Raw genomic sequence first — 14,511 nt, forward strand, 5'->3', positions numbered from 1 at the left:
GCTCAAGGAATGAACATGTCTGCCTCTATTGAAAAGCAACTCGCCGAAAGCCTGCGTGACGCTCAACTCGCGTTTTACCTTTCAGACATCGTGCCGGAAGACGCGACACTGAAGTCACTGAACATCGCAGAGCATCTGAAAACCGCCGGTGACCTCTACCATTACTGGTTGCTCGATGTGCTGGTCAGCCAGGATGTGCCCACCAGCCTGGTTGCCTGTGCGACTGCCAGCCTGCAGCAATACATCACCAGCATTCTGAACAACATGGAGCCGGGATATCACACCACGCAATTCCCCAAAGATCAGGTCGAGACCTGGCGCACGGTGATGCATCACTATTCGACCTGGGCCGCCAATCAACGCGTGCATTATTTTCCGGCGCTTTATCTGGACCCGACCCTTCGCAACCTCAGGACCGCCAGTTTTCAGCAACTGGAAAACGACATCAACCAGAATCAAGTCTCTGCCGAGTCCGTTCAGACAGCAGTGTTGGCCTATCTCTCAAGGTTCGAAGAAGTCGCCAATCTGACCACGATCAATGGCTACATCGACGGAGAAGATTTCGCCAATAGTACTTATTACTTCATTGCCAAATCCCCCACTGCCGGCACGTATTACTGGCGGTCGCTGGACATGTCGCGCCGCCCGTCAATACCGGGCTCTTCCAATAAATACGATGCACCCGAGCCACAAGCCTGGTCGGACTGGGAGCGTATCAACCTGCCGATTTCCGAAAGCGCCATCGAACACACCATTCGCCCGGTCATGTTCAACAATCGCCTCTATGTGATTTGGGCTGAATGCATCTTTCAAGACAAGCCAAAGCCGAGCGATTCAACACAGAGCGACAAAGACCCAAACCGCCCGCTGTTCCGTTTGCATCTTTGCTACAAAAAATACGACGGAAGCTGGAGCGCGCCGCAGACCTATCTGCAGGGGCAAGGCTTGAATGACGAGCTACACAGCTTAAACTCAACCTCCCTCAGGGAAAGGACACAAACCATTGCAATTCAGGATCAGTCGCACTCTCCGGACTCGTTGTTCATCTGTGTATATGTTTACCAGACCGGCTTATCAACGGAGCAGATCGCGCCGCTGTTCATGTTGGCAACCTACATTGACAAGGACTCAAAAGCCGAACAGATAGCTGAACTCAGCAACATTCCCGAATTGCCAACAGGGTGGCAAAGTAACAGGACCTTTCAATCCAAGTACTCCAGCTCTGCCTCCGAAACCGCTCCAGAAATAAAGACATGGAACGACGCTGTTTCAGGCACTACGGAGTTTATTGACTTCGGACGCTCGGCCATCCATCTCAGCGATTACAGCCACCCACCCCGACAGAAACGCGCCCCCATTCGCTTGAACATCACATTCGCCAAGCATTTGATCGAGCGCGCTGAAACAAGCATGGACTCGCTACTGAGCTGGGATGCTCAAACCCTGAAAGAACCGGTGCTCAAAAAACCCGGAACCCCAGACAAGATGGACTTCTACGGAGCCTATGGCCGCTACTTCGTCGAGTTGTTCTTGTACCTTCCATGGGTAATTGCACATCGCTTCAACGTTGAAGGCCAATACAGCGAAGCGGAACGCTGGCTGCATTACTTGTTCAACCCCGGGCGCAAAGCGGTCAAAGACAAAAATCCCGAGTACTGGAACGCAGTCGTGTTGCAAGATCCCGATATTCCAGCACTTGGTCAAACCACCTACGCCATCCAGGGCCCACAAGACCCGCATCAAATTGCCCTCAGTCACCCGGTGCACTTTCGCAAAGCCTTGTACATGCTTTACATCGATATCTTGCTCAATCGTGGCGATGCGGCCTATCGCACATTAACTCCCGACGGACTGACTGAAGCGAAGCTGTGGTACATCCGCGCACAGGATTTGATGGGGCCTCGCCCGGATCTCAAACAAACCGACCTGTGGACCACCGTCAAACTGAAAGACTTCAGTACCGAGAAAAATGAGGAACTTCGGGCGTTTGAAAATAAACTGGGTAAAGAAAAAAAACACCAATCCGACTCTCCCGAACAAGCCCCTCAAATGTGCATCCGTCCCTTTGCTCCGGCGCTTTCGGTGCACACGATCGATACGCCCCATTTGCGTTTGCCGTTCAACCCGGTGCTGATCGCACGCTGGGAAAAGCTGGAGAGCCGTCTGCACAACCTCAGACACAATCTGGACATTGTCGGCAGGCCCATGAGGATCCCGCTTTTCGCAGCATCCGTAACACCCGATAACCGGCCCGCGTCCAATCCCCAGCGTGCCGCAGAACCTGGAATAAACGAGCGACCGGGGTCGGAAATCCCGCCTTACCGCTTCAGCACACTGCATACCCACGCCATGTTGGCGGTAGAGACAGTGATTCAGTTCGGCGCAACGTTATTGTCATTCATCGAACGCAGCGAGCAGGCCAACTATCAGGAACTTCAACAACATCACATCTGGGATTTGGCGAACATTGCCGTTGACTTGCAAACCCAGGCGTTAAAGATCGATCAGAAAAACAAAGAAGCCCTGTTAGCCAGTAAAGCCATTGTGCAAGCACGGCTGGATTACTACAGCGGCCTGGTCAATGACGGGGTCAATTCAGAAGAAATTGCCGCGGCTGCAGCGCACCTGACAGGACGCATTGCCGAAGCAAGCGCACACGCAGCCCATGTGGTGGCTCAGGGACTGAAAGTAGTCCCCAACATTTTTGGTCTGGCCGACGGCGGACATCGTATCGAAGGGGTGCCCTTTGCCGTGATGGCAGGCGCGCAAGGATTGGCCGCCGCCGCTCATGGCACCGGCGAGGTGCTCGAACGTGCAGCACACTATCGTCGTCGCCATCAGGAGTGGGTCCTGGCCCGCGATCAAGCCCGGCTCGAAATCAAGCAGTTCGATGCACAGCTTGCCCTGGAGGTCGAACGGGAAACCGCCTCCCTGTTGCTGTTACGCCAGACTCAAACGTCCCTGAGACAAGCCAGGACTTCTTATGACTTCCTCAGCAAGCGTTTTACCAGCTCACAGATGTATCAATGGTTCACCTATCAATTGTCCGGTTTCTATTACCAGGTGTATGACGCAACGTTGTCGCTGTGCCAGCTCACTGAACGGTGTTGGCGCTACGAAATGGTCGACTACTCTGCGCAGCCGTTTTTTCAACCTCAGGCTTGGAACAGCACCTATCGTGGGCTCGGTCCGGGCGAAGGGATGAAGTTGGGTTTGCTGAAGATGAAAAGTGCCTATCTTCTGGGCAACGAACGCGAGCTGGAAATCCGCAAGACTGTGTCGTTACGACAGCTCCATGCGAAGGGGGAAATCAGGAAAGGCGTCACGGATACGTCCGCGCCCTCGATCAACAAGCCTTGGGACGATTCCATCGGTACAAACAACCTCTCGACCAAAGGAGTCAAATCCACCCTGATCGATACCGGCTCATGCGAGTTCGAATTGACGCAAGCCCTTTATGACAACGACTACCCGGGGCACTGTCTGCGCCGGATCAAGAGCATCAGTATCTCCCTGCCGGCCCTCCTCGGCCCTTATGAAGATATCCGTGCCACGCTGACCCAGACCAGCAGCGGAGTCGTGATGCCCGGCGCCGACAAGACGCTCATGACCAGCTTGCGGGCCAATCAGCAAATTGCCCTGTCGACCGGTATCGACGACAGCGGCCTGTTCACCTTGAGCTTTCAGGATGAACGTTACCTGCCGTTCGAGTACACCGGTGCGGTATCGAGATGGCAGTTGTCATTCCCCAATCATGCCGCTCAGAAAAGCATGCTCGAATCCCTGACCGATATCATCGTGCATGTGCAGTACACGGCCAGGGCGAACGGAGGTGCGCAATGAGCGAAGACGCCGCCCTCCCTGTCTCCCCTCCTGCTTTGCCAAAAGGTGGAGGGGCGATTCAAGGCATCGGTGATGGCCTGGGTGCAATCGGCTCCAGCGGGACCGCTTCCTGCGAGATTCCGCTAGCCGTTTCACCCGGTCGCGGATATGCCCCGACGCTCGCCTTGCGCTACAGCAGCGCCCAAGGCAACGGGGTGTTCGGTATGGGTTGGAAACTTTCGCTGCCGCTTGTCTCACGGCGCACCCAGCCGGGCGTTCCGGCCTACACCCGTGACGATTTATTCATCGGCCCCGACGCCGAGGTTCTTATGCCTGTGCGGGACCGGATCACCGGCGTCATCGAGTCCAGCCAAAAGCTTTGCAGCGACGGCACTCGGCTGGTCGAACACACGGTCGTGCGCTATCGACCGCGCATCGAAACCGCCTTCAACCTGATCGAGCATTGGTCCAGCGCTACGGACGAACCGGGCTACTGGCTGATACATAACGCCGACGGCAGCCAGCATCTGTTTGGAAAAACCCCATCGGCACGTCGTGCAGATCCCGATGCACTATCGCACGTGGGCGAGTGGTTGCTCGAAGAGAGCATGAACCCTCATGGCGAGCACATCGTTTATGAGTACAACGCGGACCCGCCCTCGCTGCCGGACCCTGCCGACAGCCGCGCCCAGCGTTACCTCGACCGAATTCGTTATGGCAATTTTCAAGCTGACGCTCAGTTGTACTTATGCAAAGCCGGGGGACTCCAGGATGTACGCTGGCACTTCGAAGTGTGCTTCGACTACGGCGAGCGCAGCACCGCACTGGATGAAAAACCCGCGTATCGGAGCACAAAAACGTCGCCGGCCCGTAGCGATCCCTTCTCGGATTTTTCCTTTGGGTTTGAGCTGCGAACCCGACGCTTATGCCGGCAGATTCTGATGTTTCATCACTTCCCCGATGAGACATCAATGGGACCCGAGCCGGTGCTGGTTCGCCGCAGCGTGATCGAGTATCAGACCAGCCCTCATTCCTATAGCTGCCTGAGCGCAGCGTTTGACCAGGCTTACAGCGAAAGCACCGATGAGCTCCATCCGCCCCTCGAATTCACCTACACCGACTTTGCGCTTGAACCTGACGTTCAGCGCTTCAAACCGTTCCAGGCGCTGTCGGAACTCAATCATCAACAGCGCTTTCAATTCTTCGACTTACTGGGGGAAGGCCTGCCCGGAGTGCTGCACCGTACCGACAAAAGCTGGCGGTACAGCCAACCGGTGCGAGATGACCTGGGAGGGGATCGCGTCACATACAGGGCGCTGGGCGATCTGCCGCAATTCCCGTTAGCTGACAGCCGCAAACCCACTCGACAGTTTCTCGGCAACCTCAGTTCGGACGGTCGCCCGAACTGGGTCCTGGCACAGCCGGGGCTCAGTGGTTTCTTTACGTTGAAACCCAACGGCACCTGGTCGAACTTTGCCGCGCTTGACGCTGTTCCGACAGAGTTCTTCCATCCTCAGGGGCAACTGGCCAATCTGATGGGCGCCGGGCTCAACGATCTGGTGATGCTTGGCCCGCGCAGTGTTCGCCTGTATGCCAACCAGAAAGGCGCGGGCTTCGCCACCGCAACCGAAATAGATCGCGGGGCTGATGAGGACGATCTGCCCCTGCCCGGCAACTCATCAAGCGAATTGGCGGCCTTCAGCGATCTTCTGGGCAGCGGACAACAGCATCTGGTCCGCATCCGCCATAACGAGGTGAAATGCTGGCCCAACCTGGGGCGAGGACGCTTTGGTAAAGGTCGGGTGATCGCCACACTGGATTTTTCATTCGAAGCATTCGATGCCTCACGTCTTTTGCTGGCCGACCTCGACGGTTCTGGAAGCGCAGACCTTATTTATCTGGAATCCCACTGCGCGCGCATTTTCATGAACCTGTGCGGCAATGGCCTGAGCCCGGCAATCGACGTGCCTTGGCCGGCGGGTTTCAGCTATGACCGGCTGTGCCAGGTCCACGCCACCGACCTGCAAGGACTCGGCTGTTCCAGCCTGGTTTTGAGCGCCCCCGGGGCAACACCACGGCATTGGCGATGCGATTTCGTCAGCACCAAACCCTATTTGCTGCAATCGACCAACAACAACATGGGCGCGAGCGGCAACATCAGCTACCGCAGCTCGGCACAAGAGTGGCTGGACGAAAAAAAACAAGCGCTCAAACATAACAAACCGGCGGTTCCACGCTTGCCGTTTCCGCTATTCCTGGTCAAAAAGCAGATTCGATTCGACGAAATCACCGGTAATCGTCTGACCCAGACATTCAAGTATCGGCGCGGTTTCTACGACAGCACCGAACGCGAATTCCGTGGTTTCGGCCAGCTCGTGCAAACCGACAACGGTGGCGATAAAATGAGCGATCCGCAGACCGCACCGACACTGACCAAGACCTGGTTTCATGTTGGCAACGAAGTCGATCCCTTGATCCAGGATCGAGATAACAGTGACAAAAAAGCCGTACCGCTCAAAGAAACCATCCACGACGTTGAAGAAAGCCGGAGGCGGCGCAGCGACCGGCACGCTCCGGCCAATAGCGGGTCGAAAGCCCGCCAGCGCGAAATCGCCCGGGCGCTGAACGGACGTATCTTGCGGGTAGAAGTTTACGGCCAGGATCAGGGCGACAGGGCAAAGCTTCCATATTCGGTGCAACAACATCGTTACAAGGTCAACGAACTCAAGGGTAAGGGCAGGCACAGCCCGTATTCGATCCTGCACCCGGTGCTCGTGGAGTCGATTCACTATCAATACGAGCGCTTCGCCGAAGATCCGCGCTGTACCCACACCGTCAATCTGGGCTGGGACGCCTACGGTTACCTGACCCACTATCTGGAGATCAGTTATGCCCGGCGTACGACAGCGGTCGATACCTGCCCCTTCACCGATGTCTGGGAGAAAAAATGGTGGGTCGACGCCCATGACGAAGACCAGCAGTTCTACTACCTGACCGAACATAAAGCCCAATTCATTCACATCGACACAGCGCAGCACAGGCGGCTGGGCCTGCCCTATCTGCAACGCAAAAATGCTCTGAAACTGCCGAAATTGCCGCTGGCTGAAGGCCTTGCACCTTCTGCCATCAACCATGAGGCACTGCTGATTCTGAGTGCTTCGGCGGCATGGAAAACCCGACAGGTCCTGAGCGGCCTGTCGTTACAACGTTATAGGAATCCGGATGCCAGTGGTCCTTTGACGGATGGCCAGGCCAGTGTAGAGGCGTTGCTCGATCACACGGAAACAGCCGAACTCAATGAGTTGGCGTTGAGTGTTTACGACGTACTCAAGCCACGGGCGCCATCTTTTGATTTGCCCCGACGCCTGGACCTCGCCGGCTACAGGAAAATGCCCATCGCCTTGCCGAGCGACAGCGAGTGGGATAAGCAGGACAAACTGTGGTCGGTACGACGCCGCTTCGTCACGTACAAAAAACTGGACGGTTTTTTCAAACCGCTGAGCTTTAAACAGAGCCTGCAACATGGATCAACCACCTTCACCCATGACCGTTATGACTGCCTGACCACCGGCATCAAACTGCCGGACAACTGCACGACAACAGCTTCCAATATTGATTACCGAATACTTCAATCCACTCGCATCACCGACTCCAACAACGTGGTTCAGGAAGCTTCGTACGATGCATTCGGACAGCTTCACGCCATCAGCCATTACAAAAGCAGTGCCGATGGCACGATCGGGTTCGCGCCGCTCTCCACTTATATCCGCCGTTATCACGGCCGACCTGACCTCGCTATCGAAAACCCCGACCAGGCATTACAGCAAGTCGCGAGCGCTTACTTCTACGACGCGTTCAGCTGGATGGGGCGCATTGCGCTCGCAACACAGCAGGACCAGGCTTGGTGCAAAGTGGCAATTGCCAAGGGCGATCTGCTGCCAGGGGGGCACATCCGCGCCAGCACCCGTGCGCGTCTGGCTCGTAACGGCATCAATAAAACACCTTATGAACAAGCACTCCAGACGCAGATCGAAAGCGTGCAGCGCGAACCGGTCCACTGCGCCACATTGCAGGCAGATCGATACCTCAACGATGTCGATAGCATAAAAATCCGCATCGGAGTCGAGTGTCGGGATGGCTTTGGCCGGTCGTTGCAAAGCAAACAGAAAGTCGGGCCAGGACCCGCGTTAGCGGTCAACGAAGACGGCACATTGAATTGGGTAGACGACAAACCGCAGGAACACTCAGTCGACCTCCGTTGGCGAGTCAGCAAGCGTATCGAATACAACAACAAGGGCCTGGTGACGCGAACCTGGCGGCCGTATTTCAGTGACCGACACCGCTACGTCAACGATGAATCCCTGCGCAAATCTGGCCTTTGCGATCAGTATTTCCATGATCCCATGGGTCGACTCATTCGCGTCATCAATGCCAAAGGTGACGAACGTCATCACACCTGGCACCCCTGGTATTCCATCGTCGAAGACGAGAACGACACCCAACCCGGCCCGCAGGCTCACGGAGGTGCGCAATGAGCGTCAATCTTCATCGCCACACCCCGACCCTGAACGTCATTGATGGCCGTGGCCTTGCGCTGCGCGAAGTCCGCTATTTGTGCAATGAAGCGATCAAGACGCCAGAAGCCCGTATCACGCGTTTCCAGCAGGACATCAGCGGTCAGACCGTTGAGCACTACTCGCTCGCAGCCCCAGTCGGCTTGTCCACCACAGACTCAAGGCAAGTCAGCAGCCTGTCAGGGGCCACGCTTCTGGTCGACAGCATCGATGCCGGCTGGCGCCTGACGTTCTTTGGAGAAGCCGGCCAGGTGCTGGACATGTGGGACCCGCGCGGTAGCCATTGGCAAACCGACTATGACAACCAATTGCGGCCAATAGCGATCCACGAAGAATCCGCGGAGCAATCCCGTCAGGTCATCGAGCGTTTCACGTATGCCGCCAGCTCGACCGACGATGCGAAAACCAACCGGTGTGGGCGGATGATCCGCCACGATGATCCGGCGGGCAGCGTGCTTTTTTCCGGGTATGCCCTGACGGGAAAGCTGCTTAACCAGACACGCCATCTGTTGAAAGATCAGCAAGCCGCCCACTGGCCGGAAGATCTCGACGGGCGCAAGGAGCTGCTCGAAAGCGGCACCGGCCATACCACTGTCTGGCGCTACGCTCCGACCGGCGAAGTCCTCGAGCAAATAGACGCCAAAGGGCACACGCAACGCTTCTGGTTCGATGTCGCCGGTCAGCTGGAGAAAGTCACCCTGCAACTCCATGGCTCGACTCTACAGAGGCTCATTCTCGACGAAGTCCTCCATAACGCCCAGGGTCAAATTGAATCGCAAGTGCTGGGAAACAAGATCACCAGCGCGGCGGATTACACGCCTGAAAACGGCCGCATGATTCAACGGCGCATTTCGCGCTCAACCACCCACATTCTTCAGAAACTGCATTACGCCTACGACGCGGTCGGCAACGTGTTGAGTGTCGAAGACCACAGCAAACCCGAGCAGCACAATGCCAATCAACTGGTTAAACCGGTTAGCGCGTATGTCTATGACAGTCTGTACCAGCTGGTCAAGGCGACGGGGCGAGAAGAGGACGGAGCAGACATCCACGCATCGCTTCCCGACTGGGCCACAACCCCGAGTGACCGAAGCCGGTTGCTCAATTTCACACAGTTCTACACTTACGATGAACGCGCCAACCTGATCAAGCTTCGACATCAGCGTGTGGGCAAGAATTACACACGCGAGATGCGCATCGCCCCCGACAGCAATCGTGGGTTGTCTTGGAAATCAGGTGATCCACAACCCGACTTCGCAACCGGCTTCGATGCCAACGGTAATCTGCAAGCCTTGCAAACCGCACAGCCGCTGCTGTGGAACGCGCGTAACCGATTACAAAGCGTGACCCTGGTAGAGCGTACAGAGCAGCAAGCCGATACGGAAAGCTACCTCTACGATGGCAACGGCCAGCGTGTTCGCAAACGACAAACCCAAAAGGCTCACGTACTCACCCACTGCCACGACGTACTTTACTTGCCTGGCCTGGAAATCCGGGAAAGCACAGCGGAAAAACTTGAGGTCATCACTGTTCAGGCGGGGAACTGCAGCGTTCGATGCCTGCACTGGAGCCTGGGAACACCGTCCGCCATCCGCAATGACGCATTGCGCTTCAGTTTTGATGATCACCTGGGGTCCAACATCCTGGAGCTGGATGCCGAAGGCAATCTCCTTAGCGAGGAAGGTTATTACCCCTTTGGCGGCACGGCGTGGAGAGCGGCACGTAACGTGTTGGAGGCGAAATACAGAACCCTTCGTTACTCGGGCAAGGAGCGTGATGCCAGCGGGCTGTATTACTACGGCCAGCGCTATTACGCGCCATGGTTGCAACGATGGATCAATCCGGACCCGGCGGGCGCGGCCGACGGGTTGAACCTGTATTGCATGGTCGGGAATAACCCGGTGCGATTTGCTGATTCGCGGGGGCTGGGGCGCGATGATCTGGTCAACGTTCCCATCGTGCTGGACTACTACGACCGTTTTTCCGAAAAAACCGTTTCGATGACCGATGCCCCCAGGTTATTGGCAGCAGCAAAGGACGAGAGGCTGGCCGCGCTGAAAGCTCAATTCCCCAATCGGACAAACCCTCTGACACCCAAGGAAATCGCCGGGGTCGAGGCCACTCAGCCATCATTCAGGACCTACACGAAAAATAAACTGAATGAATACACCGCACACGCAGCGGTCACTTCGGTAGACGGCAGCTTTTCGTCCTGGGAGCATTTCAACCTACCTGAACAGCTGGGGGACAGGCCCTATCCCGGGATCGCCCTCTACCGCAATCCCTTTCCCTCAACAAGCGGGCCGGGAGACTTGGGAATCTTTGAAGTCACCCAACCGGAAATCTACATGGCTCAAGTTGAACGCGATTACGCTAATCGCAGTGACGTAGCCCTGCATCCGGCGCTGGCCAGGGACATCCGCGACCATCTAGGTCACTCCGGGCATTTATTCCCCATCCAGTCCGGCACCCCCGGGCGTCATGCGGAAGTGCGGAGCAGAAACGCGTTGCTCAACAGCCCGTTGGGTGCAAGCGTCCGGCTTGAAGACATCTTCGTGATGACTCAACGGCTCAAAGGAGTTTCGAACACTGAGCAGGCAACCGATTTCCCCACCTGCATGAACTGCAATGCCTTGATCCCGAGGGACATCAACATCCCCACCGGCCGACTGGAACGCACTGACTACGCCGCGCATATGCAGTCGATGCGCTCATCCAGAACCCATTACCAGCGCGCCGCCAACCCGTAAGGCGCTGTTGTTTTTTACATGCAGATCGCATTGGTAAACACCAACCGGTTACCAAACGGATCACTGATGGTCATGTCCTGGCTTCCCCAGGGCATGGCCTGGATCTGCGGGTGCGAAAACGCATAGTCCTTCGCCAGCAGTTGCTGCTGGAACGCCTCGAGCTCGTCAGTTTCGATCCGCAAGGCCGAACCCGGTGTGCTGTCGCCATGGTGCTCGGACAGGTGCAGCACGCATTCGCCCCGGGAGACTTGCAGGTACAGCGGGAAATTGGCTTCAAAACGATGCTGCCAGTCGACCGTGAATCCCAGGAAGTCGACGTAGAACTCCAATGCCTTGGTCTCGTCGAAAATCCGCAGGATCGGGGTGGTTTTGCCAAAGCTCATTGGGTTGCTCCCTGACTGAAAAGACACCCATTGTAGTTGGGCTGCATGTCAGCGCTTCGGCTTGGTGAAAGCTTTCTTTAATTGCAATGTGCCACTACTGTGACGGACTCCTCGGAATCTTTACTGAAAGCCGTCACGCAAATCCCCTTCCCGCGCCAGAAACCGCCCTGCCCGTTCGCCGTTCGCCTGACCTTCGCTGTAACTCAATACACCGTTGACCCACACCCCCTCAATCCCCTCCGCCGCCCGTTGCGGATCACTGAAGTCCGCCACGTCGCGAATGGTCAGCGGATCGAACAACACCAGATCCGCCCAATGCCCTTCACGGATTTCACCCCGTTGATTCAAGCCAAAGCGCGCCGCCGACAGCCCGGTCATTTTGTGTACGGCGGTGTGCAGCGGAAATAACCCCACATCGCGACTGAAATGCCCGAGCACTCGTGGGAAGGCGCCCCACAGGCGCGGATGCGGGAACGGATCTTCCGGCAATCCGTCAGACCCCACCATCGACAACGGATGGGCGAGGATTCTTCGTACATCAGCCTCGTCCATTCCGTAGTACACCGCGCCGGCCGGTTGCAAGCGGCGAGCCGCTTCGAGCAGGGGCACGTTCCATTCAGCGGCGATGTCCATCAGGTCGCGACCGCCCAACTCCGGATGAGGCGTGGACCAGGTGATGGTGATGCGATGGGCGTCGGTGACTTGCTTGAGGTCCAGTGTCGAAGAACTCGCCGCGTAGGGATAACAATCGCAGCCCACCGGATGAGTTTTCGCAGCCTCCTCAAGCGAGGCCAGCAGTTGCGGACTGCGCCCCCAGTTACCTGCGCCGGCGCATTTGAGGTGGGAAATGATCACCGGGGATTTCGCATGGCGGCCGATCTGGAACGCCTCGTCCATGGCCTCCAGCACCGGTTCGAATTCGCTGCGCAAATGGGTGGTGTACACCGCGCCGAACGCCGTCAGTTCTTCGGTCAGTTGCATCACCTCATCGGTGGACGCCGAGAACGCGCTGGCGTAGGCGAGACCGGTGGATAACCCCAACGCGCCGGCTTCAAGGCTTTCGCGCAGTTGCTCGCGCATCGCGCTGATTTCGTCCGGCCTGGCGGTGCGGAACAGGTCGTCGAGGTGGTTGCTGCGCAACGCGGTGTGGCCGACCAGTGCAGCGACGTTCAGCGTGGTGTTCGCCGCTTCGACCGCTGCACGGTAATCGCGGAACGTCGGATAAACAAAGGCTGCCGAGGTGCCGAGCAGGTTCATCGGGTCCGGCGGATCGCCGCGCAAACTCACCGGAGACGCGCTGATCCCGCAGTTGCCGACAATCACCGTGGTCACGCCCTGGCTGAGTTTGGGCAACATCTGCGGCTGGCGAATCACCACCGTATCGTCGTGGGTGTGCACATCGATAAAACCAGGCGCCAGCACGCGGCCGGCGGCGTCGATTTCTTCGTTGCCGGTGGCATCGTGCAAGTCACCGATGCGTTCGATGCGGCCGTTCAGAATCGCCACGTCGGCGGAGTAACCCGGGCTGTTGCTGCCGTCGATGATCAGGGCGTTACGGATCAGCGTGTCGTACTTCATGTCAGTCTCCCAGCGGCAAGTGATCGTCGCCACCGCGGTAATCGTCGAGGGCGAGCTTGATCCGCCGCAGACGTTCTTGATTGTTTTCAGGATTGGCCAGCGCCAGCTCGGTGGCAAGCACGTCGATGGCCAGCAGCATGCCGTAGCGCGCCGCCGTGGGTTTGTAGATGAACGAGGTCTCGACGCCTTGCAGCGGCAGCAGCACATCGGCCAATTGCGCCAGCGGCGAATCGGCGCGGGTGATGGCGATAATCCGTGCGCCGTAGTTGCGGGCCAGTTCGACGGCTTCGATGAGTTCGGGGGTGATGCCGGTCAGCGAGCAGGCAATCACAGCGCGCTCGGCATCGAGGCTGGCAGCGGTGACGCGCATCATCACCGGGTCGTGGCACGCCGCAATCGGGTAGCCGAATCGCACCAGCCGCACTTGCAGTTCATCGCTGCACAAGGTCGAGCAACCGCCCATGCCGAATGCATGAATCATCCGCGCCTTGCCCAGCAGTTTTACCGCATCGGCGAAACGTGACTCGTCGAACGCCGACAAGTGCTGGCGCAAGGTCGACTCGATATCGCCGACGATTTGTCCGTAAAACGCGGATTGGTCAGGTGTCCCTGCCGGGTCGAGGAAACGGCTGCCGACGCCGCTGGCCTGGGCCAGTTGCAGGCGCAGATCGCGCAAGTCGCGACAGCCGACGGTGCGGGCGAACCGCGACAGCGTGGCGGTGCTGACTTCCGCTCGCTGCGCCAACTCATCGAGACTGGCGGCGGAGGCAAAGCCGACGTCGTCGAGCATCAGCCGCGCGATGCGTCCTTCACCGGCGCTGAAAGAATCCTGGCGGGCGCGGATCTGATAGAGGATGTCCATGGCAGGCGGCTCCGGTTAAATCAGGTAAGAAAGACCCACGGTCAGCGCAAAAGCCACCACCGAAATAATGGTCTCGAGCACGGTCCAGGTCTTGAAGGTCTGGGCAACGGTCATGTTGAAGTATTCCTTGATCAACCAGAAGCCGCCGTCGTTGACGTGGGAAAAGATAACCGACCCGGCACCGGTCGCCAGTACCAGCAATTCCGGATGCGGATAACCCAGACCGATGGCCACCGGCGCCACGATCCCCGAGGCCGTGGTCATGGCCACGGTGGCGGAGCCGGTGGCGATGCGCATCAACGCCGCAAACAGCCAGCCCATGATCAGCGGTGACAGGTGAAATTCATCGGCCAGGCTGACGATCTGGGTGGTCACGCCGGCGTCCACCAGAATCCGGTTCAAGCCACCGCCGGCGCCGACCAGCAAGGTGATGCTGGCAGTCGGCGCCAGGCATTCGTTGGTGAATTTCAGAATCGATTCGCGGCTGAAGCCCTGAGCGATGCCGAGGGTCCAGAAGCTCAGCAACGTCGCCAGCAGCAGCG

General features: G+C 57.7%; 7 protein-coding genes. 3 read left to right on the plus strand and 4 right to left on the minus strand.

Annotation, left to right across the window (positions count from 1 at the left end):
* Positions 1 to 15: 15 nt before the first annotated feature.
* From ACRC4F_RS02845 to ACRC4F_RS02855, 3 genes are read left to right on the plus strand one after another with little or no spacing between them, the layout of a single operon-like run.
* Positions 16 to 3,843 (plus strand): neuraminidase-like domain-containing protein, encoded by a 3,828-nt coding sequence (locus tag ACRC4F_RS02845; protein WP_438657988.1) that lies wholly within the window; start codon positions 16 to 18, stop codon positions 3,841 to 3,843.
* A complete protein-coding gene (locus ACRC4F_RS02850; RefSeq protein WP_438657989.1) occupies positions 3,840 to 8,357 on the plus strand; it encodes a SpvB/TcaC N-terminal domain-containing protein in 4,518 nt (1,505 codons plus the stop codon). The genes ACRC4F_RS02845 and ACRC4F_RS02850 overlap by 4 nt, the downstream gene beginning before the upstream one ends.
* Positions 8,354 to 11,146 (plus strand): RHS repeat-associated core domain-containing protein, encoded by a 2,793-nt coding sequence (locus ACRC4F_RS02855; protein ID WP_438657990.1) that lies wholly within the window; start codon positions 8,354 to 8,356, stop codon positions 11,144 to 11,146. Before ACRC4F_RS02850 ends, ACRC4F_RS02855 begins: the two co-directional genes overlap by 4 nt.
* Positions 11,147 to 11,160: 14 nt before the next feature.
* On the opposite strand, the gene ACRC4F_RS02860 is transcribed toward ACRC4F_RS02855, so the two are convergent.
* From ACRC4F_RS02860 to ACRC4F_RS02875, 4 genes are all read right to left on the minus strand, one after another.
* Positions 11,161 to 11,529: a glyoxalase superfamily protein gene (locus ACRC4F_RS02860; RefSeq protein WP_438657991.1), complete on the minus strand. Its 369-nt coding sequence runs from the start codon at positions 11,527 to 11,529 to the stop codon at positions 11,161 to 11,163.
* 120 nt (positions 11,530 to 11,649) lie between these two features.
* On the minus strand, positions 11,650 to 13,107 hold the full coding sequence (locus ACRC4F_RS02865; RefSeq protein ID WP_438657992.1) for an N-acyl-D-amino-acid deacylase family protein: 1,458 nt from the start codon (positions 13,105 to 13,107) through the stop codon (positions 11,650 to 11,652).
* 1 nt (position 13,108) lies between these two features.
* Positions 13,109 to 13,969, minus strand: a complete 861-nt coding sequence (locus ACRC4F_RS02870) for a MurR/RpiR family transcriptional regulator (protein WP_219096629.1) — start codon at positions 13,967 to 13,969, stop codon at positions 13,109 to 13,111.
* 15 nt (positions 13,970 to 13,984) lie between these two features.
* On the minus strand, positions 13,985 to 14,511 hold a 527-nt coding region (locus ACRC4F_RS02875), incomplete at its 5' end, for a GntT/GntP/DsdX family permease (protein ID WP_438657993.1).

Source organism: Pseudomonas sp., from assembly GCF_051660785.1.
Lineage (GTDB): Bacteria > Pseudomonadota > Gammaproteobacteria > Pseudomonadales > Pseudomonadaceae > Aquipseudomonas.

What these genes read in the sequence shown, in the direction of transcription:
- ACRC4F_RS02845 (WP_438657988.1), top strand. Translation starts at nt 16, where the DNA reads ATGTCTGCCTCTATTGAAAAGCAACTCGCCGAAAGCCTGCGTGACGCT.
- ACRC4F_RS02850 (WP_438657989.1), top strand. Translation starts at nt 3,840, where the DNA reads ATGAGCGAAGACGCCGCCCTCCCTGTCTCCCCTCCTGCTTTGCCAAAA.
- ACRC4F_RS02865 (WP_438657992.1), bottom strand. Translation starts at nt 13,107, where the DNA reads ATGAAGTACGACACGCTGATCCGTAACGCCCTGATCATCGACGGCAGC.
- ACRC4F_RS02855 (WP_438657990.1), top strand. Translation starts at nt 8,354, where the DNA reads ATGAGCGTCAATCTTCATCGCCACACCCCGACCCTGAACGTCATTGAT.
- ACRC4F_RS02870 (WP_219096629.1), bottom strand. Translation starts at nt 13,969, where the DNA reads ATGGACATCCTCTATCAGATCCGCGCCCGCCAGGATTCTTTCAGCGCC.
- ACRC4F_RS02860 (WP_438657991.1), bottom strand. Translation starts at nt 11,529, where the DNA reads ATGAGCTTTGGCAAAACCACCCCGATCCTGCGGATTTTCGACGAGACC.